Raw genomic sequence first — 23,229 nt, 5'->3', positions numbered from 1 at the left:
CTTGACGACCATAGAGCGTTGGAACCACCTGATCCCATCCCGAACTCAGAAGTGAAACGACGCATCGCCGATGGTAGTGTGGTGCTTCACCATGTGAGAGTAGGTCATCGTCAAGCTCCTATACGAACGCCCAGTTTGCTAACGCAGACTGGGCGTTCTTCTGTCTGCGCAAAAAATGGCGCGTGACGGTGAGATCCCGGAGTGCCGGCCAAATCCTCGTCAAACTCCTATACGAAACCCCGGATCTCCAAAGAGGTCTGGGGTTTCTTCTTTTCCGCGCCGAAAAAACCGGCGCATGCAGCACTGTCTACGAAGAGGCGCGTTGCCAGGCGTCAACGAAAAGGCCACCGCGAGGGTGGCCTTTGCGTCTCTGAGCGCGGTCAGTCGCCGCGGTATTCACAGCCACTGGTGCAGGTTTCGTGGATGCGTACGCGGGACAGCTCCGGGAGCAGCGGCTTGACCTGTTGCCAGATCCACTTGGCGAGCACTTCGCTGGTTGGGTTTTCCAGGCCGGGGATTTCGTTCAGATAGTTGTGATCGAGTTGTTCGTAGATTGGCTTGAAGATCGCCTTGATCTCGGAGAAGTCGCGAATCCAGCCGGTATGGGGATCGACATCACCTTCGATATAGATCGCGACCCGGAAGGAGTGACCGTGCAGACGGCCGCACTTGTGGCCTGCCGGTACGTGGGGAAGGCGATGGGCCGCCTCGAAGATGAACTCTTTGAACAATTCCACTGAACAGCGCTCGCGTAGATGATTCCACCTGATTGGCGTTGAGCGGTGCAGTTTATCAGCTCTGTAGATAGATGCCTGATCACATCCGCTCTACGTTGAGCGTGCCCATCAAAGTGGTTGCAGGCGTTCAGCCAGACGGCCGTTTTCGACTAGCTCGAGAAATTCATCACCGAGTCGCGCGCTCTCTGCCATGGCCTGACGCCAATAGCGCTCGCGGCCATCGTCGTTGCCCAGGTAGCGTTTGAAGTCGGTGCGATCCGGCAGTTTGCCGTGCGGCAGGCGCGCCAGATACTCCCGCGAAGGGGCGATTAGCACGGCATTCTGCAGGCGAGTACGGTCGCCACGGCGCCACGGCATGGTCTTGTCGAACCAGCCTGGAATCACGCGATCGGTGAAGTGCGGGTAGAGGACGATATCGTCGCCGCCGTAGGGCAGATCAAGATGGTAGTCGAGCAGGCCGCCATCACGATAAGCGCCTGGCTCCAAGCCAGGTATCTCGCGAATCGCCTCCATCACCATGGGAATCGAGCCCGATGCGAGCAAGGCGTGACGCAGGTTCTCCGCGGTCAGGGTATGGAAGTGTGAGCGGAAGTCTCTGAGTTCCCCGAACGGTGGGGTTTGCCGTGCGTCGTGCAGTATGACCCGGTCAAAATGACGCCCCAGGCGCTGGCGGGCCAACAGGTTGTTGCCGATCACCGATGACAGGCCGAGGCTCAGTTTTCCGCGATGATCGTGCTGCAGCAGGCCATGGCTTTTCACCACGACGATATGCAAGCGATAGTGCGGGTTGGCGATGATGGCTTCGTCCTGGTCGGCGAGCAGTTCGGCGAGCATCTGCCTGCAACTGCGCGATACCTCTGCCATGGTCACGCGCCTGGCGAATCGCTGAGAGGTATACAGCTCGCCGAGTCGACGAATTCCTTCGGCTGGATCCGGCAGGCAGGCGCTGGCAAAGCGCCAGGAGCCGATGGAGGCGCCGACCAGAGCGCGCTCACGCGGCGCTCGAGGCAGCCAGTCACCGAACAGCGCGAGATCCAGACCCTGAATGCCGATGCCTTTGGGGCCGCCAGCCGCGCCCGGCAGAATGCCGACATCCGCCGGGCTCAGGCCATTCTGGCGAATTCGCGCCAAGGCTTTGGGGCCCGCCTTCAAGGTCAGGGCAGGGGACTTGATGTGGATCGTGCTCATCGATGGCTCCTTTCGAACAGGCGATTATAGAGCGCTGATGGAGCAGGCCAAGCGACTTCATGTCGTGAATGACGCAGGTGAATTCAGCTTGAATTAAGTGCTCGGGACTAGAGTGGCAGTCATTGAACTACTGCTGGAGAATTCCATGAAACGACTGCTCAAGCTTGCAACGCTTGTCACCCTCGTCAGCGCCGCTACCATGGCTCAGGCGCGCGATCTCGGCCCGGACGAGGCCTTGCGCCTGCGTGACGCCGGAACTATCAAGTCCTTCGAACAGCTCAATGAAGCGGCTCTGGCTCAGCACCCGGGGGCGCGCATCGAGGAAACAGAGCTGGAAGACGAATACGGTCGCTATATCTATCAGATCGAGCTGCGCGACGCTCAAGGCGTGCAATGGGACCTGGAGCTGGATGCCAGTACCGGGGAAATTCTCAAGAACCACCAGGACGATTGATGAAGTTTCGTCGTACCTTCACGCTGTTGCTCCTTCTGGCCTGCGGCTTTGCCACTGGGCCAGGCGCTGCGCGTGACCTCGATCAGGATGAGGCCCTGCGTTTGCGCCGCGAGGGCGTAATCATGCCCTTCGAGCAGTTGATGCAGTACGTCGGCAATGCCTATCCCGGCTCTACTTTGCTCGAAGCGGAGTTGGAGGAGGAAGATGGCGTGCTGGTTTATGAAGTCGAGATCCTGACCACATCGGGCGTGGTGCGCGAACTCGAACTGGATGCCCGCAACGGCAATATTCTGAAGGATGAGGAAGACGACTGATGCGCCTGTTGCTGGTGGAAGACAATGTCCCTCTGGCCGACGAGCTGACTGCCAGCCTGACTCGCCAGGGCTACGCCGTGGACTGGCTGGCCGATGGACGTGACGCGGCCTATCAGGGGGCGAGCGAGCCGTATGACCTGATCATTCTCGACCTGGGCCTTCCCGGCAAGCCGGGCCTCGAGGTGCTGCAGGAATGGCGCGCCGGCGGCCTGGCGACACCGGTGCTGGTACTGACGGCGCGTGGTTCCTGGGCCGAGCGCATCGAGGGTCTCAAGGCCGGTGCCGACGATTACCTGACCAAACCCTTCCATCCCGAAGAGCTGGCCCTGCGCATACAGGCGCTGTTGCGTCGTGCCCATGGCCTGGCCAACCAGCCGCAACTGGAGGCTGCCGGTCTGCAACTGGATGAAAGCCGTCAATGCGTGACGTCTGGTGGTGAGGCCGTCGACCTGACCGCTGCCGAGTTTCGTTTGCTGCGTTATTTCATGCTGCACCCGGGGCAGATCCTCTCCAAGAGTCATCTCGCCGACCATCTATACGACGGGGAGACCGAGCGCGACTCCAATGTCATCGAAGTACACGTCAATCGGCTGCGCGGCAAGCTCGGGCGCAACGTGATCGAGACGCGCCGCGGGCAAGGCTATCGCTTTACCGGAGAGCAGGGTTGAGGTCCATTCAGCGCCGGCTCGGTATCGGCCTGGCCGCGACGCTGTTGCTGGTCGGATTGGTTCTGGCACAGGCCAGCCTCTGGGTATTTGATCGCGGTCTGCGCGCTTATCTGGAAGAAGATCTGCGCGACGAGGCGCAAGGACTGCTGGCGGCGCTGGTGCGTGGGCCTTCGGGCATACAGCTGGATGAGCGACGCCTTGACCCTTCTTTTCAGCGGCAATTTTCCGGGCATTACTTTCGTATCGATTTTTCCGACCGCAGCTGGCGTTCGCGCTCGCTGTGGGATCGTGAGCTGCTCAGACCCGATGGTACCGGCATGCAGGCCGAGCTGGGCGATGGTCCGCAAGGCCAGTTGTTGCTGATCTACCGCGCCGATTACCGACGCTATGGCGAGAATCTCTCGATCAGCGTGGCGCAGGACTACCAGCCGATACTGCAGAGCTTTCGCCGCATGCAGTGGGTTGGCCTGGGGCTGGGCGGTGCCGCACTGTTGCTGATACTGATTGCCCAGCGCTACACCGTGCGCCGCGCGCTACGCCCGCTGGAGCAGGTGCGCCAGCAGATCGCGCAGTTGCAGCAGGGGCGGCGTACCGATCTGGATGCCGAGGTGCCGGAGGAGCTGGAACCGCTGGTCGCACAGATCAACCACCTGTTGGCGCATACAGAGGACACCCTCAAGCGTTCGCGTAATGCACTGGGGAACCTTGGTCATGCGCTCAAGACACCGCTGGCAGTGCTGATCAGTCTGGCCGGACGGGAGGAGATGGCCACACATCCGGAGTTGCGCGCGAGCATGCGCGAGCAACTGGAGCAGATCGAGCAGCGTCTTGGTCGCGAACTGGGGCGCGCGCGTCTGGCCGGTGAGGTCCTGCCGGGCGCGCGTTTCGATTGCGCGCAGGAGCTGCCGGGACTGTTTGCCACCTTGTCGATGATCCATGACCGCGGTTTGAGCCTTGACTGGCAGGCGCCGGTTGGCCTGGTTCTGCCGCGTGACCGCGAGGATCTGCTGGAGCTGCTTGGCAATCTGCTGGACAACGCCTGCAAATGGGCGCGGCAGCGCGTGCAGTTGACAGTGGAGGAGAGCGCCGACGGTTATCTTCTGTATGTCGATGATGATGGTCCGGGCATCGATGCCTCACGCCGCGAGGCGGTGCTTGGCCGCGGCACCCGGCTGGACGAGCAGGTAGCGGGGCACGGTCTGGGGCTGGGAATCGTGCGCGATATCATCGAGGCTTGGAACGGTCGTATCGATCTGCAGGAAAGTCCCCTGGGGGGCTTGCGAGTACAGGTCAGTCTGCCACGGCGTTGAAGCTCTGGCGGTCGCCAGGCGACGCACCGCCTGGCGACTGCAAACGGCCGCAAACGCCTTTGCGGCCACCACCTTGCAGTAGTTACATGCCGTTGGCGAAGGCCGGATTGTCGAAGTTGATGGCAGCCCGCACCGGCTGCAGGGCGTGAGCGTAGCGTACCAGCACGTCGAGCGTGTAATCGATTCGGGCACGGATTCGCTCATCGGCTTCGTCCGCTGGCTGCGGGCCATTCAGAACCTTCTCGACCTGGCGCACGATCAGGTGTTCGGGCAGGTAGCACAGCCGGCAGTTCTTGTAGCCGGAGGCGCGCAGTTCACTGATCGGATAGGCGCCGCCGATGCCCGACGAGACGCCGACCAGCAGCCCGGGCTTGTGAGCCAGTTCGGCCTTGCTGGCATAGAGAAAGAAGTTCTTGACTGCCGGGCAGGCCATGCCGTTCCACTCCGGGGCGACGATGGCCACCGCATCGGCTGCGGCCAGCTGTTGGCGGAACAGTTCCCATGGGCCGCTGTCATCTGCAGGCCAGAGTGGCAGAGGCGCCAGGCCCAGATCAATGACATTGCTCTGTTCCTGGGTCGTGTGGCCAAGATCTATCAGGCGCTGACGAAGAAAACGTGCGACTTTGCCCGACTGGCTGTTGCTGCGGCTGGAGCCGGCAACCAGGGCGATATTGAGCATGATGTTTCCCCTGAAAAAGAACGAAGGCGCAGGCTAGGGCAAGCCTGCCTGCGCCGCAAGAGCCCTGCCGCCACTGCAGGGATGATTTGGTGTCATACGCGGAATTGATCCATCAGTCCCTGCTGGTGGTTGGCCAGGCGGTTGAGGTTCTGACTGACCTGCGCCGACTCCTCGGCCTGGCGGCTGATGGACTCGGTAACATCGCGGATGGAGGCCACGTTGCGGTTGATTTCTTCGGCGACCGAGCTCTGCTCCTCTGCGGCACTGGCAATCTGCAGGTTCATGTCGGTGATCAGGCTGACGGCCTGACTGATACGCTGCAGCGAGGCGACCGCTTCCTGTACCTGTTCGACGCTGCCCTGAGCCTGGCGATGACTGCTGTGCATGGTGCTGACCACCTCGCGGGTGCCGCTTTGCAGACCTTCGATTACCTGGCGGATTTCCTCCACCGAGTCCTGCGTGCGTTTGGCCAGGTTGCGTACCTCGTCGGCTACCACGGCAAAACCGCGTCCGGCCTCGCCGGCTCGAGCGGCTTCAATGGCAGCGTTGAGTGCCAGCAGATTGGTCTGCTCGGCAATCGCGCGAATCACCTCCAGCACCGAACCGATCTGCTCGCTGCTGCTGGCCAGACCTTCCACCTCCTGCATGGCTACATTCATTTCATTGGCCAGCAGCTCGATGGTGCTGGTGGTTCGGCCAATGACCTGCTGTCCTTCACGGCTGGCCTGGTCGGCATGGCGCGCCGCTTCTGCGGCTTGTGCCGCGTTGTGGGCGACATCCTGGGCAGTGGCGCTCATTTCCTGGAAGGCGGTGGCCACCTGATCCACTTCGCGGTATTGCTGCTGCATGCCGGCACTGGTCTGGCTGGCGATGGCCGCGGCCTGATCGGCGGTGCTGCGGGCATCGATAACGCTGCTCTTCACGTCGGCGATGATCGGTTGCAGTTTGTCGAGGAAACGGTTGAACCAGCCGGCCAATTCACCCAGTTCATCCTGGCGTGCGTACTGCAGACGGCGAGTCAGGTCGCCTTCGCCGCTGGCGATGTCCTTGAGCATGGCGGCCACGCCGAGAATGGGGCGTGTTACCCCGCGTGCGGTCAACCACATCAGCAACAGGCCGATAATCACGGCTACCAAACCCAGCAGCAGCGCGGTCAGGCTGTCGCTGGCGCGTCGTTGGTCAAGCTGGATACCCAGTTCGGTGGCGCGCTCCAGCAGTGCCGACTGTGGAACCTCCATCAGTACGGTCCAGGGGCGCGCATCGGGAATTGGCTGGAAGGGGCTGAGCTCACGCAGCATCTCGTTGTGCATCAGTTGGGCCTTGGAGCCTTTTTGGATCAGCTCGCGCAGTTCTCCGGCCTGTTCGCCGTAGGCCTTTTCCACGGGTTGGCTGAGTAGGCTGGCGTCGCGGCTGTGACCAGCCAGCAGGGCCTGGGAGCTGAAAATGCTGATGTGACCGCGACCGTCATATAGTTCTGCATTGGCTTCGGCACTGAGCTGTTGCAGGCTGGCCAGGCTGATATCGATGCCCATTACGCCGATGATTTTTCCGTCGAGCTCCAGTGGGAAGGCGATGCTGGTCATCAGGATGCGCTCTTCGTCCACGGTGTCGTAATAAGGCTCAATGACGCAGGCCCTGCGTGTTTCCAGTGGGCAGGTGTACCAGCTGTTGTAGGGGATGCCATTGGCGCCAAGGCTCGTGTCGCCCAGCAGCTCTTCGCTCATGCTTTCGGAGACCAGCACGCCGGCTTTCGATTGCGCCCAATAGAGAGAGAAGCGGCCCGATTCGTTGCTGCCCAGTTCGGGCTGGTCGACAAACAGTTCGTCCTTGCCGTCCAGGGCATTGGTCTGGAATACCAGGTACAGCCCCAGCAGGGAAGGGTTGGCCTCCAGGCTGCTGCGCACCTGGCGGGTAAGGTCTTCGCGCAGGTCAAAGGCATCAAGGAAGCGTTTCTCGGCCTGTTCACGCAGGAACAGGATCTGTCGGGAGAAGCCGAGACCGTACTGGTAGACATCCATAAAGTAGCGCTGGATACGGATGGCCTGTAGTTCGCTACGCGCCTGAAGGCGCTGCTTGGCACCTTCCTCCAGCATGCTGGAGCTGGCTTCGCGCACCAGGTGGGCACTGTGACTGGATTGATACTGAGAGGCTCCGACCAGCAGAGTAACGATTGCCAGCAGGCATAGGCCGGCCAGCAGGGTGATCTTCAACTGTATCGAGAGGTGACTGAACAGCATGACGGTTCCTTTCGGCAGTGAACGCTATGAAACGGGTATCGGCGGCGAGGGAATATTCTTGATCATAGTGTCAGTTGTCCGCATTGTTAGTTAAAGATGCGGACTGTTTTTGACATCCCTGATGCTATGCGGCAGAGTCCGCGGTTTTTTCTTGGGTGGCCATGGATGGGCTCTGTTCTGTGGGCATCGCGCCTGGTCTGGGCGTATCCCTTGCCTGTATTTCCCCGGTTTGTTGCCGGCATTTCCCAGGTGGAATTCGCGTTATGAATGCAGTAATCGCCGCAGTCGGCATCATGTTGGTGCTGAGTCTGTGCCGTATTCATGTGGTAGTAGCACTGATCATCGGCGCTCTGGCCGGCGGCTTGATCGGCGGGCTGGGTATGGAGGGGGCTCTGGCAGCGTTCAACAAGGGGCTTGGAGCTGGGGCCACGGTGGCTCTTTCCTACGCATTGCTCGGGGCTTTTGCTGTAGCCATTGCCAAGTCCGGTCTGGCGCATGCTCTGGCGGACAAGATTCTGGCCATGGTGGGGCGGCAAAGCAAAGCGGGTGAAGACGGCGTCAAATGGCTACTGATCTGCCTGCTGATGGCTGTGTCGGTGTCATCCCAGAACATCCTGCCGATTCACATCGCATTTATTCCGCTGCTGGTGCCTCCGCTGTTGTACGTGCTGACGCGGTTGCAGATCGACCGCCGACTGATTGCCTGCGTGATCACCTTTGGTCTGGTCACACCCTATATGTTTCTGCCGGTGGGCTTTGGCAACATTTTCCTGAACAACATCCTGCTGGCCAATGTCTCCAAGGGGGGTGTCGACATCAGTGGGGTTAGCGTTACTCAGGCTATGCTGATTCCGGCTCTGGGCATGCTGTGTGGTCTGTTGGTGGCGGTATTCTTCAGCTATCGCGGCAAGCGCGTATATGGCCTGCAGAAGATCCAGCAGGCCGAGCGAGGTACCGCCGAGTACAGCCCCAAGACCCTACTGGTTGCGGCTGTTGCAGTGGCCGTCGCCTTCGTGGTGCAGTTGTGGCTGGACTCGATGATTGTCGGTGCTTTGCTGGGCTTTGTGATCTTCACTGCTTCAGGCGTGGTGCGCTGGAAAGAGGCGGACGGCCTGTTCACCGAAGGCATGAAAATGATGGCCATGATCGGCTTCATTATGATCTCCGCCCAGGGTTTCGCCGAGGTGATGACCGCCACTGGCGAGGTCAAGAGCCTGGTGGATGCCTCTGCCGAGTGGATTGGCAACAGCCGTGGCCTTGGCGTGTTCATGATGCTGCTGGTGGGACTGCTGGTGACCATGGGCATCGGCTCGTCGTTCTCCACCGTGCCGATCATCGCCGCGATCTTCGTGCCGCTGTGCATCCAGCTGGGCTTCAGCCCGCTGGCCATCGTCTGCATCGTCGGCACCGCCGGTGCTCTGGGCGATGCCGGTTCCCCGGCATCGGACTCCACGCTTGGCCCGACCTCGGGGCTCAACGCCGATGGTCAGCACAATCACATCTGGGACAGCGTGGTGCCTACCTTCCTGCACTACAACCTGCCGCTGCTGGCGTTCGGCTGGGCGGCCGCCATGCTCCTCTGACGGCGTGAGCCGACGCCGAATTAAGTTTTCGGCGCGTGGGGTCGCTTAATTCTTCCACGGGGCTGCCGATACATCGGTAGCCCCGTTTTGCTTCCGCATAAGAAGGACAACAAGAATGCGCCTCACATTAAAAAGCAAAGTGATCCTGCTCGCGCTGGTTCCCGTCATCCTCTTCGCGCTGGTGCTCAGTGGCACCGCCGCGCGAGTCCTGCAGAACCTTGCGGTTGACGAAGTGGCCGAGACGCGCGAGCGCTTGCTGCAGGAAAAACGCACCGAGCTGGAGCATTACATCCAGATCGCCCTGGGCTCCGTGAAGGGGCTCTACGACAGCGCCGCAGAGGGTGACATGGCCAGTCGCGAACAGGCCATCGCCATTCTTTCCAAGATCAAGTACGGCGCAGATGGCTACTTCTTCGGCCACGATTCCAACGTGGTGCGCCTGTTCCGTGGTGACAGCCCGGTGGATGTCGGCAAGAACCTGGCTGACCGGCGCGACTCCAACGGCGTCTACATCAACCGCGAGCTGGTCAACGTGGCGAAGAACAACAGCTACTTCGTCAACTATTCCTCGCCGCTGCCAGGCAATGAATCGGTGATGGTGCCCAAGCTCGCCTACAGCTACTACCTGCCGAAGTGGGACATGGCTCTTGGCACCGCACTGAACCTCGATGGCATCGAGGCGCAGATCAGCGAGGTGCAGAAAGATATCGACCAGCGTATCAACACCATCATCACCAGCATCGTGGTCGTGGCGGTGATTCTGCTGCTGGTGTTCGGGGCGGTCGGCGTATGGCTGGGTAACGCATTCCTGCGTCCGCTGCAGCAGATCAAGGACAACCTCGACGACATCGCGGCGGGTGAGGGCGACCTGACCCGTCGTTTGCCCGTGACCAGTGATGATGAACTGGGGCAACTGTCCGGCTCGTTCAACCGGTTTGTCGAGAAGGTGCACGGTCTGGTTCGGCAGATCGTCGAGATGACCGGGCAGCTCACCGAGTTGGTCAGTCAGGTTTCCGAGCAGGCGCAACGTTCGGAGCAGGCGATGGCACAGCAGCGCCACGAAACCGATCAGGTGGCCACGGCGATCAACGAAATGTCGGCCGCTGCTCACGAAGTCGCGAAAAGTGCGCAGAACGCCGCAGAAGCCGCGCAGCAGACCGACCGCGAAGGTCAGGCGGCGAAGAGTGTGGTCGACGGCAGCATCCAGCGTATTCATTCGCTGGTAGAGGACATCCGCAGCAGTGGTGTCTCGCTCGACAGCCTGCAGCAGGACGTGCAGTCGATCGTCAGCGTGCTCGATGTGATTCGCTCCATTGCCGAGCAGACCAACCTGCTGGCGCTCAACGCGGCCATCGAGGCGGCGCGTGCCGGTGAAGCCGGGCGAGGTTTCGCCGTGGTCGCCGATGAGGTGCGGGCGCTGGCCAGCCGTACCCAGCAGAGCACTCAGGAAATCCAGGGAATGATCGATCGTCTGCAGCAGGGCGCGCAGCAGTCGGTGAGTTCGATGCGGCGCTCCAGCGATGCCGGCGAACTGACCAGCGAGCAGGCCAACAAGGCCGGAGAATCCCTCGATGCCATCGCTCAACTGATCGCCACCATCAACGCGATGAACGCGCAGATCGCCAGCGCCGCAGAGGAGCAGACCGCTGTGGCCGAGGAGATCAACCGCAGCGTGCATCAGATCGCGGTTGCCGTGGACAGCGTCGCCGATGAAACCGAGCGCGGCGCGCAGACGGCTCGCAGCCTGGCGGGTCTCGGTGAGCGTCTGGGAGCGCTGGTGCGTCAGTTCCGCATCTGATCAGACCGGGTAGCTCCAGCGGCTGAAAGCGTCGCTCAGCAGTTCGATCCAGGCGCGGACTGCTGGCGACATGCCGCGCCTGTGGGTATAGGCCAGCTGGATGTGGCCTTGCGGTACGGTCCACTGCGGCAGCAGGGCGATGAGACGACCGTCGGCCAGTTCCTCGTGACAATGCGTGGTCGGTAGCAGCGTGATGCCGATCCCCGCCAATGCTGCAGCCTTGCGCATGGGAAAGTCGTCGACCGCCAGGCGTGCTTCCAGGGCAATTTCCCGAACTTGCTGCGTCGTGGCGTGACAGAAGCGCAGATGGATACGCCGATCTGCGCGAATCGAACCCAGAGCCGGCAGTTGCTGGAGATCCTCAGGCTGTTCCAGGTTCAGCCCGCTGATCAGCTCCGGGTGCGCCACGATATGGGCGCGCGCAGGCAGCAGGCGGCGTGTGATCAGGCTGGGTTCTTCATCATTGACGTTACGCACGCGCAGGGCCACATCCACGGCCTCGTTGAGCAGGTCGACGCGGCGGCTTGTCTGCAGTACTTCCAGCTGCACCCTGGGGTAGCGCTTCAGGAACTCGCTGATCAGGTCCGGCAGCAGCGTCACGCCAGGTGGCGTTGAGAACCGCACCCGGCCGCGCGGCTCGCTGGTCAGGTTGGCCACGGTTTCCTCGGCCTGTTCGGCTTCCAGCAGCATCGCCTGGCAATGACGCAGGTAGCGTTCGCCGATATCGGTGAGTGCCAGCTTGCGCGTCGAACGCTGCAGCAGGCGTGCGCCCAGGCGGTGTTCCAATTCTGCGATGCGTCGTGACAAACGTGACTTGGGAATGCCTAGCAGCCTTCCGGCAGCGGTGAAACCACCGGCCTCCACCACTTTGGCGAAGTAGAACAAGTCGTTGAGGTCTTGCATTTCAGTGTCCTATATATGGGACGAAGCATCGCATTTTTGGATCTTATCGGCTATTGGCTTCATGGATAGTATCTCCGCCAACGCACCGTTACGTCGCATCACACTCTGGAGATACGCCATGAACCTACTGCACCTCGATTCCAGCATCCTCGGCGATGCATCCGCTTCCCGTCAGCTCAGCCGCGCCGTGGTCGAGGCCTGGGGCGTTGTCGCGCCGAATGCCCAGGTGACTTACCGCGACTTGGCCAGCGACGCGATCAGTCACCTCTCCGCTGCCAGCCTGGTCGCCGCTGGTACGCCGGCCGAATTGCGCGATGCTGCGCAGAAGCACGAAGCCGAGCTGGCCGAACGCACGCTGGAAGAGTTTATTGCGGCCGATGCCATCGTCATCGGTGCGCCGATGTACAACTTCACCATCCCCACCCAGCTCAAGGCCTGGATTGATCGGATCGCGGTAGCCGGCAAGACCTTCCGCTATACCGAAAGCGGCCCTGTAGGGCTGGCAGGCGGCAAGAAAGTGGTGATCGTTTCCACGGCCGGCGGCCTGCATGCCGGTCAGCCGAGTGGTCAGGCGCACGAGGATTATCTGGTGTACGTGCTCAACTTCCTCGGCATCGAAGATATCGAGATCGTCCGTGCCGAAGGCCTGTCCTACGGCGAGGAGCCTCGCGCCGAGGCCCTGAATGGCGCCGGTCAGCGAATTGCCGAGCTGTTCGTCGCCGCCTGAGGCGAAATAAAAAAGCCCGCTTTCGCGGGCTTTTTGTGCCTGGGGCAGGGGGTCAGACGATGATGCCCTGGCTGCGCAGGTAGTCGTCATAGGTGCCGCTGAAGTCGGTCACGCCGTTGTCGCTCAGTTCGATGATACGGGTGGCCAGTGAGGAAACGAACTCACGGTCATGGCTGACGAAGATCAGTGTGCCGGGGTAGTTCTCCAAGGCTAGATTGAGCGCCTCGATGGACTCCATGTCCAGGTGGTTGGTCGGCTCGTCCATCACCAGTACGTTGGGTTTCTGGCAGGCCAGTTTGCCGAACAACATGCGCCCCTGCTCGCCACCGGAGAGCACTTTCACCGATTTCTGGATCTCGTCGGCAGAGAACAGCATGCGGCCGAGGGCGGCGCGAATGTTCTGCTCGCCGGTAGTCCATTGGCCCATCCACTCGAACAGAGTCTCGTCGGCCTCGAAGTCGTGGGCGTGATCCTGGGCGTAGTAGCCGACCTCGGCGCTGTCTGTCCATTTCACTGCGCCGCTGTCCGGCACCAGCTCGCCGACCAAGGTGCGCAGCAGGGTAGTCTTGCCGATGCCGTTGGGGCCGATGATGGCCACACGCTCGCCGGCCTCAATGGTGAAGCTGAAATTCTTGAACAGCACCTTGTCGTCGAAAGCCTTGGACAGCTTTTCGACGGTGACCGCCTGGCGATGCAGTTTCTTGCTCTGATCGAAGCGAATGAAAGGGCTGACACGGCTGGACGGTTTGACTTCCTCAAGCTGGATCTTGTCGATCTGACGAGCTCGGCTGGTGGCCTGCTTGGCCTTCGAGGCGTTGGCCGAAAAGCGGCTGACGAACTGCTGCAGCTCAGCGATTTGCGCCTTCTTCTTGGCGTTGTCGGCCAGAAGGCGCTCGCGGGCCTGGGTCGCCGCCGTCATGTATTCGTCGTAGTTGCCTGGGAACAGGCGCAGCTCACCATAATCCAGATCCGCCATGTGGGTGCAGACGGCGTTGAGGAAGTGACGGTCGTGGGAAATGATGATCATGGTGCTGTTGCGCGCGGTAAGCACGTTTTCCAACCAGCGGATGGTGTTGATGTCCAAGTGGTTGGTGGGTTCGTCCAACAGCAGTACATCCGGATCAGAAAACAGCGCCTGAGCCAGCAGTACGCGTAGCTTCCAGCCAGGAGCGACTTCGCTCATCGGGCCGAAGTGCTGTTCCAGCGGAATCCCCAGGCCGAGCAGCAGCTCGCCAGCGCGGGATTCGGCGGTGTAGCCATCCATTTCGGCGAACTCACCTTCCAGTTCGCCCACCTTCATGCCGTCTTCTTCGCTCATTTCAGGCAGCGAGTAGATGCGATCGCGTTCGGCCTTGACCCGCCACAGTTCCTCGTGCCCCATGATCACAGTATCGATCACGTTGAATTCTTCGTAGGCGAACTGATCCTGGCGGAGTTTGCCCAGGCGTACGTTCGGCTCGAGCATCACCTGGCCGGCAGACGGCTCCAGATCGCCGCCGAGGATCTTCATGAAGGTGGACTTGCCGCAGCCGTTGGCGCCGATCAGTCCGTAGCGATTGCCGTTGTTGAACTTGACGGAAACGTTCTCGAACAGCGGTTTGGCGCCGAACTGCATGGTGATGTTAGCGGTGGAGATCAAAGGACTTACCTATCAGTAACTTGAGGTGCGCTGTTTACCGGGGGTATCCCGCTTTCGAGTCTTCGGCCCGCCCTGAATCGAGGAAGATGAACTTGCGCGCGTGGGTGAAGGCTACGACCCTGCCGGCAGACAAGCCGCTGAGGCTGGTGAGGCATGGGTGGGAGTGTCGGGCATCGTGACGCCGTAGCTTGTTGGTGCTCAGGACGGCGTCGAAGCGAGCAATGGTATCACTTGGCGGCTGCAACTTCAGCCATCGTGGAGAGCGCACAGCATATTACCTGTCCAGAGGCGACACACGAGCATGTAGCGTCGACAGGCCGGGCTGCCAAGCCACTGGCGCCTGCACAACTTGCGTGTTGCTGCAGGCGCCGCGCAGATGGAGCCGGCCTGAAGTTCGTGCGTTGCTCCCAGGTTCGTCACCCAGCGGGATAACAGGCGTGGCGGGCGGGGGGACGCCTGCACTCAGTGCGCCTGGGCACTACCGTTCCACGTTTTTGCAGAGCGCAAAGGCCGACCTGACAATCCGCGCATGAGCAGATAGAACACCGGCGTCAGGAACAGCCCGAAGAAGGTGACGCCAAGCATCCCGAAGAACACCGAGATACCCATGGCCTGGCGCATTTCCGCGCCCGCGCCGTGGGAGACCACCAGCGGCACCACGCCCATGATGAAGGCCAGCGAGGTCATCAGGATCGGCCGCAGGCGCAGCCGGCAGGCTTCCAGCACGGCATCCAGCGTGGAACGACCGGCGATTTCCAGCTCACGGGCAAACTCGACGATGAGGATGGCGTTCTTCGAGGCCAGACCGACCAGCACGATCAGCCCGATCTGGGTGAAGATGTTGTTGTCTCCTCCCGTCAGCCAGACGCCCAGCAGCGCCGAAAACAGGCTCATCGGCACGATCAGGATCACCGACAGCGGCAGGGTCAGGCTTTCGTACTGCGCGGCCAGCACCAGCAGGACCAGCAGTACGCAGAGCGGGAAGATCCACAGCGCGCTGTTGCCGGCGATGATCTGCTGGTAGGTGAGATCGGTCCATTCATAGCCGATGCCCGGCGGCAGCGTTTTCGCGGCGACCCGCTCGATGGCGGCCATGGCCTGCGACGACGAGTAGCCGGGCGCCGGTGCACCGCTCAGGTCCGCGGCGGTGAAGCCGTTGTAGCGGGTCACCAGCTCCGGCCCATAAATCTGCTCGACGCTGGCGAAGGCCGCGAGCGGGACCATCTGGCCGTCGGCGGCGCGGGTCTTCAACTGCAGGATGTCCTCCGGGTGGGCGCGATGCGGCGCATCCGCCTGCACGCGTACCTGGTACACCCGGCCGAACAGGTTGAAGTCGTTGACGTAGAAGGAGCCCAGGTAGACCTGCAGGGTCTGGAACACCTCGCTGACGGAAATCCCCAGCTGCTTGGCCTTGAGGCGATCCAGGTCGATGCGCAGTTGCGGCACGTTGATCTGGTAGGTGCTGAACAGCGGCGACAGCTCCGGCTGCCTGGCCGCCTCGGCGATGAAGTCCTGGGTCGCCTTGTAGAGCGCGTCATAGCCCAGATTGCCCTGGTCCTCCAGCTGCAGCTTGAAGCCGCCCAGCGAGCCGAGGCCCATGACCGGCGGCGCCGGGAAGACCGCAGCGAAGCTGGCCTTTTCCAGACCGGCATATTTGGCATTGAGCGATGCCGCGATGGCGTCGGCGCTCAGCCCTTTGCGTTCCTCGAAGGGCTTGAGGAGGATGAACGACAGCCCCGAGCTGGAACTGGTGGTGGTGCCGTTGATCGAGAGGCCGGCATAGGACGAGGTGGAGGCCACGCCCGGCTCGTCCAGGGCGATCTCGGTCATCTTCGTGAGCACCGCATCGGTGCGCTCCAGCGAGGCACCGGCCGGCAACTGCACGAAGCTGATCAGGTACTCCTTGTCCTGCGCCGGCACGAACCCGCCCGGAACCACCTTGCCGAGCAGCACGGTAACGCCCAGCAGCCCGGCATAGATCGCCATTACCAGGCTCTTGCGCCCGGCCAGCCGCGCCACGCCCCGCCCGTAGCGCTCCGAACCCCGTGTGAAGGCGCGGTTGAAGCGTCCGAAGAACCCGCCGAACACCCGCTGCATCGCCCGCGACAGCCAGTCGCTCTGCTCGCCGTGGGACTTGAGCAGCAGCGCGGAAAGCGCCGGCGACAGGGTCAGCGAGTTGATTGCCGAGAGCACGGTGGATACCGCGATGGTCACCGCGAACTGCTGGTAGAAACGCCCGGTCAGCCCGGAGAGGAAGGCCAGCGGCACGAACACCGCCACCAGGGTCAGGGCGATGGCGATGATCGGGCCGCTCACCTCGCGCATGGCCAGGTAGGTGGCCTCGCGCGGGGAATGGCCCAGCGCGATGTTGCGCTCGACGTTCTCCACCACCACGATGGCGTCGTCCACCACGATGCCGATGGCCAGCACCAGGCCGAACAGGCTCAGGGCGTTGATGGAGAAGCCGAACAGGTACAGGCAGGCCATGGTGCCGACGATGGACACCGGCACGGCCAGCAGCGGAATGATCGAGGCCCGCCAGGTCTGCAGGAAGAGGAACACCACGATCACCACCAGCCCGATGGCCTCGAAAAGCGTCCGGACCACGGCATCGATGCTCGCCTGCACCGAACGGGTCGGGTTGTAGACGATGCGGTAATCCAGCCCGGCGGGAAACCGGGTCTTCAGCTCCTCCATGGTGCTCTGGACCCTGACGGCGATCTCCAGGGCGTTGGCGCCCGGCGCTTCCATGATCGCCAGCGGCACGGCCGCGTCCCGGCCCAGATAGGCACGCACCCCATACTCCTGGGCGGCCAGCTCGATGCGCGCCACGTCGCGCAGCAATGTGGTGCGACCGTCAGGCTCGGCGCGCAGGACGATGTCGCCGAACTCCTCGACGCTGCGCAGCCGACCATCCGCGCTGACCGACAGCTGGAACGGAGCCTGCTCGACCATCGGCGCCGTGCCGATGCTGCCCACCGCCGCCTGCGCGTTCTGCTCGCGGATCGCCGCCACCACCTCGGCCGCGGTGAGGCCGCGTGCCGCCACCGCTTCCGGATCGAGCCAGATGCGCATGGCGTAGGCGCCCGGCCCCCAGAGGTTGACCTGGCCCACGCCATCGATGCGGGCGAGCCGGTCACGGACATGCCGGATGGCGTAGTTGCTCAGGTAATTGGCATCGTATTCCCCGTTGGGCGAAACCAGGTGCACGGCCAGGGTGATGTTCGGCGAGCTCTTGATAGTGGTGACACCCAGGCGCTGCACGTCCTCCGGCAGCCGCGGCACGGCCTGTTCCACGCGGTTGCGCACCCACTGCAGGGCCTGATCCGGATCGGTGCCGATCTTGAAGGTCACGGTCAGGTAGAGGTTGCCGTCGGCATTCGCCAGCGACTGCATGTAGAGCATGTTCTCGACGCCGTTGACCTCCTCCTCGATCGGCGCGGCCACGCTCTGCGCCAGGGTGGTGGCGTTGGCGCCCGGATACTGGGCATGCACGACGACGGACGGCGGCACCACCTGCGGATACTCGGAGACGGGCAGGACCAACATCGCGATGGCCCCGGCGATGAAGATCAGCGCGGAGATCACCCCCGCGAAGATCGGCCGGTCGATGAAAAAGCGGGACAGGTTCATCGGGCGCCCTCCTGTTCGCTGGCCAGTGCCGGTGCGGCCTGCTCGACCCGAACCAGATCGCCGGGTCGTACGCGCTGGGCGCCCTCGACGATCACCTGCTCACCGGGCTCCAGGCCCTGGCGAACCACGCGCTGGTCACCCTGCCGGCTGCCCAGCTCCAGGCGGCGGTACTCGACCCGGCCGTCGTCACCCACCACCAGCACGAAACGGCGGTCCTGGTCGGTGGCGACTGCCGCCTCGTCCACGAGGGTCGCCTGGTACGGATCGCTGATCTGCATGCGTACCCGGGCCTGCAGCCCGGGGACCAGGCGACCGTCGGGGTTCGCCAGCAGGGCGCGCACGCGCAGGGTGCCGGTGCGGGTATCCAGCTGGTTGTCCAGGGAGTACAGCTGGCCGACAAGGGGATGGCCGTCGTCACCGGCCAGACCGACCTGCACCTGCAGCGGGTCCGTGCCGCGACGGGCACCCACGTAGCGCAGGTAGGTGCGCTCATCGATGGTAAACGCGGCATACAGCGGATCGAGGCTGACGATGGAAGTCAGCGGCGGTGCATCCCCGCCGGCCTTCACCTCGTTGCCGGCGGTGATCTCCGGGCGGGAAACGCGCCCTGAGATCGGCGCGGTGATGCGGGTGTAGTCGACATTCAGGCGGCTACGTTCGACCACCGCCCTGGCGGCCTGAACCGCCGAGCGCGCTTCCCGGGCGGCATTCTCCAGGGCGTCGAAGTCGCGTTTGGCGATGGCGTTGGCCTGGATCAGGCGCCGACCGCGCTCCAGATTCCGGGCGGTGAAGCGCTGGCGGTCCTCGGCCTGCGCCAGCAGCGCCTCGGCGCGCCTGAGATCGGCCTCGAAGGGCGCCGCATCGAGGGTGAACAGCAGGTCGCCCTGGCGCACCAGCTGCCCGTCGCGGAAATGCACGGCCAGCAAGGTTCCCTCGACCTTCGGACGAATCTCAACGCGTTCGACAGCCTCCAGCCGCCCGGAGTATTCGGCCCAGTCAGTGACCTGCCTGCTTGTAGCGGGACGAGCCACTACGGGCACGGGGTCTGCCGGTTCTGCCTGAGAGATGCCCTCGTTGAGGAGGGCATATCCCGCCAGTGTCAGGACGGCTGTGCCAAAGAGCGCGGCCGGTATGGAAGCTCGACTGTTGAAAGAAGTGAACATGGCAGGACCCTGCAAACGCTGTAGATCTCGGCGCAGTCTCTGCCAGGCACGCCTGAAGATATAGGCGTGGTTTCGGCTTTTACTATTATCAGAAATGGAATAATCGAATAGAGAATGACGCCGTTTAAATGCGTTCTATCAGGTGGGTTGAAATATTTTTCTGCTTGGTTCTGGAATAATGCGGCGATGGATATTGGGGTGTCGATTAGGTGGGGCGAGGGGCGGGCATCGCAGGTTCCGACCTCCATATGCAATGAGGATCAAGAGAAATGGATCGACTGCAGGCTATGCATGTGTACTGTCGCGTGGTTGAAGTACACAGCTTCAGCAGGGCGGCCGAAAGTCTGGAGATGCCACCGTCTACCGTGACCCGCATCATCAAGGAGCTTGAAGCCTTCCTCGGCGTCCGCCTGTTGCAGCGAACCACCCGTCACATCAGCCTCACTCCGGATGGCAGCCTCTACTATGACCACTGCCGGAAACTGTTGGCCGAAATCGAGCAGCTCGAGTCTTCGTTCGCCCGGGCCGGGCGGCCCCGCGGCAAGCTGCGCGTGGACATGACATCTTCCTTCGCGCGCCTGATCGTCGTGCCGGCGATACGGGACTTCCTGGCTGCCTATCCTGACGTGGAGATAACGCTGTCTCTAGGGGATCGGACCATAGACCTGGTGCAAGAGGGGGTCGACTGCGTGATTCGGGCTGGCGTACCTCAAGACTCGACGACACTCGTGGCCAGGCGCATAGCAGGCTTCGACTGGGTCACCTGCGCCTCGCCTGCATACCTGGAGATGCACGGTGAGCCGCAGTCGCTGGATGACCTTCGCCATCATCATGCCGTGGGCTTCCTGTCCAACCGCAGCGGCCGTCGGGCGCACTGGAGTTTTGTGATCGAAGGCGAGGAAGCGGCAGCCCCTATCCAGGAGCGGATAACCGTCAACGATACCGACAGCTATCTCGCCTGCGGGCTGGAAGGGCTTGGGCTGATACGCGCAGCAAGTTACCTGGTGATCCCTTACCTGCGCAGCGGTCAACTGCGCCAGGTTCTGCCAGATCTCACGGCGCCGACAGTGCCGCTGTCGATCATCTACCCCAAGAACCGCCACCTCTCACCAACCGTACGCGCTTTCAGCGACTGGATTGCGCAGCGTGTGGCAGAGATGGAACCACAGTGGAAGCTTTCACCTTCCGGAATGTCCTGAAATGACAGGGCACTAGGCCCCGGCTTGCAATTACAGGAGCCGGCTAGCGTTCGGCATAGCAGATCGCGACCAGCATTATCGCGATACCGGTCAATTGCAGGCCCCCCAAGCTTTGCCCGTAGAACAGCCAGTCGATGATGATGGCGACTGCCGGATAGAAAAACTGGTACACCGCGATCCGATCCGTGTTCAGGCGTGCCATGCCGGCATAGATCAGACCATAGGCGAGCCCGGTGTGAATCAGACCGAGCCCCGAAAGCCATACCCAGGACATGCCCATTTCCGGCCAGCCATTGAGGGCTGGCCAGGCGAACAAGGCTATTGCGCCAACTGCACACTGCCACCAGGCAAGGATGCCGGCAGGCATATGCCGCACCTGCCGGGCGACTAGGGTGACGCAGGCAGTGCAGAGTGCACCGATCAGGCAGAAGGCTACGCCCAGCCAGTATGTGGCCTGGGCAGGCTGGCTGGCGCCGAACAGCGAAAGATGTTCGAGCACCCCGGTGGCCAGTACCAGGCCAAGCATGGCGATCAGCACCGCCGCGATGCGTCGCCTGGCGATGGACTCTTTCAGGAAGAAGGCACCTAGCAGCACCCACAGCGGCTGGACGTGGAACAGTACCGTGGCGATGCCGGCGGACACGTACTCGATAGCCGCGAAGAACAACCCCCACGCCGTCACCATCAGCACGCCGGCCGCAAGTACTGCAAAGCCGGGGGCACGGTAACGCCGCAGATCGCCCAGTTGCCCACGCCAGGCAGCCCAGAGCGTGAGGCCGAGCAGGCCGAAAACGCAGCGAAACCACGTTGCGGTCAGCGGGTCGGCATTGGCCTCGTGCACGAAGACACCAACGGTGCCGAGGATCAGGCTACCCAGAAGAAACGCCTGGGTTCCTCCCTTTTCGAGGCTGCCTTGAGCGGTGGAGTAGCCGTTGGCGACGGCCTGGTCGGATGTTTTCATGCCCCCAGCATGAAACCGGGCACAAATTACGAGAAGCGAATAATATTGCACGCATCTATTCGATTATCGAAACAGTGCGGCTATGGCTGATCGTGACCTGCAGATCGACTGGCTCAAGTGTTTCGTCGCGGCTGTCGACACGGGGTCGTTGTCAAGCGCGGCCGAGGAAGTGTACCGCTCCCAGTCGGCGGTAAGCATGCAGATCAAGAAACTGGAGGCGGCCGTCGGCCGGCAGCTGCTGATACGAGGCCCTCGGCACCTTCAGCTGACTGTGGATGGGCAGAAGCTTCTGGGGTACGCCCGGCGCATGCTGGACTTGCACGGAGAGGCCAAGGCCGCTTTCCATGGCGAGGCGCTCACCGGTCGCATACGCCTTGGTGTGCCCGACGACTATGCCGCCAGATACCTCACGCCGGTGCTCAAGCGTTTCTCGCCACGTCATGGCGGTGTGGAGATCGAGCTGAACTGTGAACAGTCGACCGCACTGATTCCCCGGGTGGAAAGCGGGGACCTGGATCTCGCTCTGGTTTCCCGTGATCACGCCCGGCGAGGCACCTTTCTCTTTCATGAACCTCTGGTATGGGTGGGCTCCGCGCAATTTGAACTCTGGCGCCGAGACCCGTTGCCGATTGCGGTTTATGAAGCCGCCAGTCTGGCACGTCGCAATGCACTCAATTCAATCGCCCTGCAAGGGCGTCGCTACAAGGTGGTTTACAACAGCTCCAGCCTGGCCGGGCAGTTCGCTGCAGTCGAAAGCGGATTGGCTATCGCAGTACTGACCCGCTGCAGCGTTCCGGATCATTTGCAGATACTGGGCCTTGAACATGGTCTCGGGCCTCTGGAACCGGTGGAAGTTGGTGTCTACCGGAGCCGGGCGTCGCACAATTCCAAAGCGGTGAACAGCCTCAGAGAGCTTCTTATCAGGACGCTCAGATCATCCGGCAGGGGGTGATCCTTTTTTGTGGGGTCCAGATAGCAGACGCTCTGGCGACGACCGTCCCATCCATTCTTTCGTTTCTTGAACGCACGTTTCTACCTCTGCGTGCCACATCTCAAGCTTTGAGCGCCGCAGATTGGATGGAAGCTCAGTGCGATGACACGTAAGGCGACGGGGTTGCTGGGGCCGGCAGCGCATAGGTTCGTTTCATCCACGCCACTTCCGCTGAGGGTGTGCGACCGAAAAAGCGTTTGAAATCGCGGCTGAATTGAGAGGCGCTTTCATAGCCGACCAGGAATGCCGACTTGGCTGCCGTAAGTTCGTTACGCAACATCAGCAATCGCGCCTGATGCAGGCGCGTCGATTTCAGATACTGAATCGGTGATGAGTCGGTCACCTTGCGAAAGTGTCGATGAACGTTGGGCACACTCATCTGCGCTTCTCTGGCCAGGGTGGCTACATCCAGACGCTCGTGGTAACAGCTGTGGATCTTGTCCAGAGCGCGCGTGACCTTGCCGAACGGCCCCTGCTGGGCGATTGCCGCGCGCAGGGTGCCGCCTTGCTCACCGGCAAGGATGCGGTAGTAGAGCTCTCGAAGCATCGCTGGGCCGATGACCTGTGCGTCCGTCCGGTCGCACATGATCTCCAGAAAGCGCAGTGTCGACTGGCGCAGCGGTTCATCCATGGGGGAGGCGTACATGCCCATCGGTTGCGCTGTGCGGAAACCCCGCAGCTCGTCCAGTTGCTGAATCAGCTCGCCAGCCAGGGTGAAATCCAGCCGTATGTAAACCGCCAGCATGGGTTCCGCCTCACTGGCATCGGTTTCCATGGTGAAGGGAACCGGCACCGACACCACCAGATAGTGTTGGGCGTCGTAGACGTAGGTCTCGTCGCCCATGTAACCGCGCTTGCGTCCCTGGCAGAGGATGACGATACCCGGCTCGTACAGCGCCGGGGTTCGCGTCAGTGGCCGGTTGGAGCGCAGAAAGCGGACGTCGTCCAGCTGGCTCAGGTTGTAACCCTCCAGCGGCGCCAGCGGGCTCATCAGCCGCACCATGCGTTGGGTAATCGGGTCGCTGGATCTGACCATCGGCTGACA

Annotated in this window: 18 protein-coding genes, 1 rRNA gene and 3 pseudogenes; 11 read left to right on the top strand and 11 right to left on the bottom strand. The window is 62.2% G+C overall.

Translation table 11 applies throughout. From position 1 onward, the window contains the following. A 5S ribosomal RNA gene (rrf, locus tag NCCP436_RS07200) occupies positions 1–116 on the top strand. 264 nt (positions 117–380) lie between these two features. On the opposite strand, the gene queD is transcribed toward rrf, so the two are convergent. Then, a complete protein-coding gene (gene queD / locus NCCP436_RS07195) occupies positions 381–737 on the bottom strand; it encodes a 6-carboxytetrahydropterin synthase QueD (RefSeq protein ID WP_220803298.1) in 357 nt (118 codons plus the stop codon). A 108-nt stretch (positions 738–845) separates the two neighbouring features. Then, a complete protein-coding gene (locus NCCP436_RS07190) occupies positions 846–1,925 on the bottom strand; it encodes a patatin-like phospholipase family protein (protein WP_220803297.1) in 1,080 nt (359 codons plus the stop codon). A gap of 145 nt (positions 1,926–2,070) precedes the next feature. Here NCCP436_RS07190 and NCCP436_RS07185 point away from each other — a divergent pair, with 145 nt between their 5' ends. The 4 genes from NCCP436_RS07185 to NCCP436_RS07170 are packed head-to-tail and all read left to right on the top strand — an operon-like array spanning position 2,071 to position 4,671. After that, positions 2,071–2,379, top strand: a complete 309-nt coding sequence (locus NCCP436_RS07185; RefSeq protein WP_220803296.1) for a PepSY domain-containing protein — start codon at positions 2,071–2,073, stop codon at positions 2,377–2,379. After that, a complete protein-coding gene (locus NCCP436_RS07180) occupies positions 2,379–2,693 on the top strand; it encodes a PepSY domain-containing protein (RefSeq protein WP_220803295.1) in 315 nt (104 codons plus the stop codon). Before NCCP436_RS07185 ends, NCCP436_RS07180 begins: the two co-directional genes overlap by 1 nt. Continuing rightward, a complete protein-coding gene (locus NCCP436_RS07175) occupies positions 2,693–3,361 on the top strand; it encodes a response regulator transcription factor (protein ID WP_220803294.1) in 669 nt (222 codons plus the stop codon). The genes NCCP436_RS07180 and NCCP436_RS07175 overlap by 1 nt, the downstream gene beginning before the upstream one ends. Further along, positions 3,358–4,671 carry an ATP-binding protein gene (locus NCCP436_RS07170; RefSeq protein WP_220803293.1) on the top strand — a complete coding sequence of 438 codons (1,314 nt, stop codon included), beginning with the start codon at positions 3,358–3,360 and terminating at the stop codon, positions 4,669–4,671. Before NCCP436_RS07175 ends, NCCP436_RS07170 begins: the two co-directional genes overlap by 4 nt. An 82-nt stretch (positions 4,672–4,753) precedes the next feature. Here NCCP436_RS07170 and NCCP436_RS07165 read toward each other — a convergent pair whose 3' ends face one another. The 3 genes and pseudogenes from NCCP436_RS07165 to NCCP436_RS17805 all read right to left on the bottom strand — a co-directional run. Then, a complete protein-coding gene (locus tag NCCP436_RS07165) occupies positions 4,754–5,350 on the bottom strand; it encodes an NADPH-dependent FMN reductase (protein ID WP_220803292.1) in 597 nt (198 codons plus the stop codon). A gap of 92 nt (positions 5,351–5,442) precedes the next feature. Then, positions 5,443–6,033, bottom strand: a pseudogene (locus NCCP436_RS17810) (methyl-accepting chemotaxis protein); the annotation flags it as partial. A gap of 267 nt (positions 6,034–6,300) precedes the next feature. Next, positions 6,301–7,368 (bottom strand): annotated as a pseudogene (locus NCCP436_RS17805) (HAMP domain-containing protein); the annotation flags it as partial. A gap of 482 nt (positions 7,369–7,850) precedes the next feature. On the opposite strand from NCCP436_RS17805, the gene NCCP436_RS07155 reads away from it, so the two are divergent. The 3 genes and pseudogenes from NCCP436_RS07155 to NCCP436_RS17795 all read left to right on the top strand — a co-directional run bounded on the left by NCCP436_RS07155 (position 7,851) and on the right by NCCP436_RS17795 (position 10,968). Then, complete coding sequence (locus NCCP436_RS07155) at positions 7,851–9,170, top strand: Na+/H+ antiporter family protein (protein ID WP_220803290.1); 1,320 nt, start codon at positions 7,851–7,853, stop codon at positions 9,168–9,170. 115 nt (positions 9,171–9,285) lie between these two features. Continuing rightward, positions 9,286–10,110, top strand: a pseudogene (locus NCCP436_RS17800) (cache domain-containing protein); the annotation flags it as partial. A 36-nt stretch (positions 10,111–10,146) separates the two neighbouring features. Continuing rightward, complete coding sequence (locus tag NCCP436_RS17795; protein ID WP_375709478.1) at positions 10,147–10,968, top strand: methyl-accepting chemotaxis protein; 822 nt, start codon at positions 10,147–10,149, stop codon at positions 10,966–10,968. Here the strand turns inward: NCCP436_RS17795 and NCCP436_RS07145 are convergent, their stop codons facing one another. After that, complete coding sequence (locus NCCP436_RS07145; RefSeq protein ID WP_220803288.1) at positions 10,969–11,871, bottom strand: LysR substrate-binding domain-containing protein; 903 nt, start codon at positions 11,869–11,871, stop codon at positions 10,969–10,971. Positions 11,872–11,989: 118 nt separating this feature from the next. Here NCCP436_RS07145 and NCCP436_RS07140 point away from each other — a divergent pair, with 118 nt between their 5' ends. Further along, complete coding sequence (locus NCCP436_RS07140) at positions 11,990–12,598, top strand: FMN-dependent NADH-azoreductase (protein WP_220803287.1); 609 nt, start codon at positions 11,990–11,992, stop codon at positions 12,596–12,598. 52 nt (positions 12,599–12,650) lie between these two features. On the opposite strand, the gene NCCP436_RS07135 is transcribed toward NCCP436_RS07140, so the two are convergent. The 3 genes from NCCP436_RS07135 to NCCP436_RS07125 form a co-directional block, all read right to left on the bottom strand. Then, entirely contained in the window at positions 12,651–14,237 is a 1,587-nt protein-coding gene (locus tag NCCP436_RS07135; RefSeq protein ID WP_220803286.1) for an ABC-F family ATPase, read from the bottom strand. Between the two features lie 462 nt (positions 14,238–14,699). Continuing rightward, the gene (locus tag NCCP436_RS07130; protein ID WP_220803285.1) at positions 14,700–17,870 is read right to left on the bottom strand and encodes an efflux RND transporter permease subunit; all 3,171 of its coding nucleotides are present in this window, start codon (positions 17,868–17,870) and stop codon (positions 14,700–14,702) included. Further along, positions 17,867–18,910 carry an efflux RND transporter periplasmic adaptor subunit gene (locus NCCP436_RS07125; protein WP_259651460.1) on the bottom strand — a complete coding sequence of 348 codons (1,044 nt, stop codon included), beginning with the start codon at positions 18,908–18,910 and terminating at the stop codon, positions 17,867–17,869. The genes NCCP436_RS07130 and NCCP436_RS07125 overlap by 4 nt, the downstream gene beginning before the upstream one ends. A 392-nt stretch (positions 18,911–19,302) precedes the next feature. On the opposite strand from NCCP436_RS07125, the gene NCCP436_RS07120 reads away from it, so the two are divergent. Then, complete coding sequence (locus NCCP436_RS07120; protein WP_220803283.1) at positions 19,303–20,232, top strand: LysR family transcriptional regulator; 930 nt, start codon at positions 19,303–19,305, stop codon at positions 20,230–20,232. Between the two features lie 43 nt (positions 20,233–20,275). Here NCCP436_RS07120 and NCCP436_RS07115 read toward each other — a convergent pair whose 3' ends face one another. After that, the gene (locus tag NCCP436_RS07115) at positions 20,276–21,193 is read right to left on the bottom strand and encodes a DMT family transporter (RefSeq protein WP_220803282.1); all 918 of its coding nucleotides are present in this window, start codon (positions 21,191–21,193) and stop codon (positions 20,276–20,278) included. An 82-nt stretch (positions 21,194–21,275) separates the two neighbouring features. On the opposite strand from NCCP436_RS07115, the gene NCCP436_RS07110 reads away from it, so the two are divergent. Further along, positions 21,276–22,145, top strand: a complete 870-nt coding sequence (locus NCCP436_RS07110) for a LysR family transcriptional regulator (protein WP_220803281.1) — start codon at positions 21,276–21,278, stop codon at positions 22,143–22,145. 133 nt (positions 22,146–22,278) lie between these two features. Here the strand turns inward: NCCP436_RS07110 and NCCP436_RS07105 are convergent, their stop codons facing one another. Continuing rightward, entirely contained in the window at positions 22,279–23,220 is a 942-nt protein-coding gene (locus tag NCCP436_RS07105) for an AraC family transcriptional regulator (RefSeq protein WP_220803280.1), read from the bottom strand. Positions 23,221–23,229: the final 9 nt, after the last annotated feature.

This window comes from Pseudomonas sp. NCCP-436 (assembly GCF_019656335.1).
Classification (GTDB): domain Bacteria; phylum Pseudomonadota; class Gammaproteobacteria; order Pseudomonadales; family Pseudomonadaceae; genus Aquipseudomonas.
This window is presented reverse-complemented; position numbering and strand designations above follow the sequence as displayed.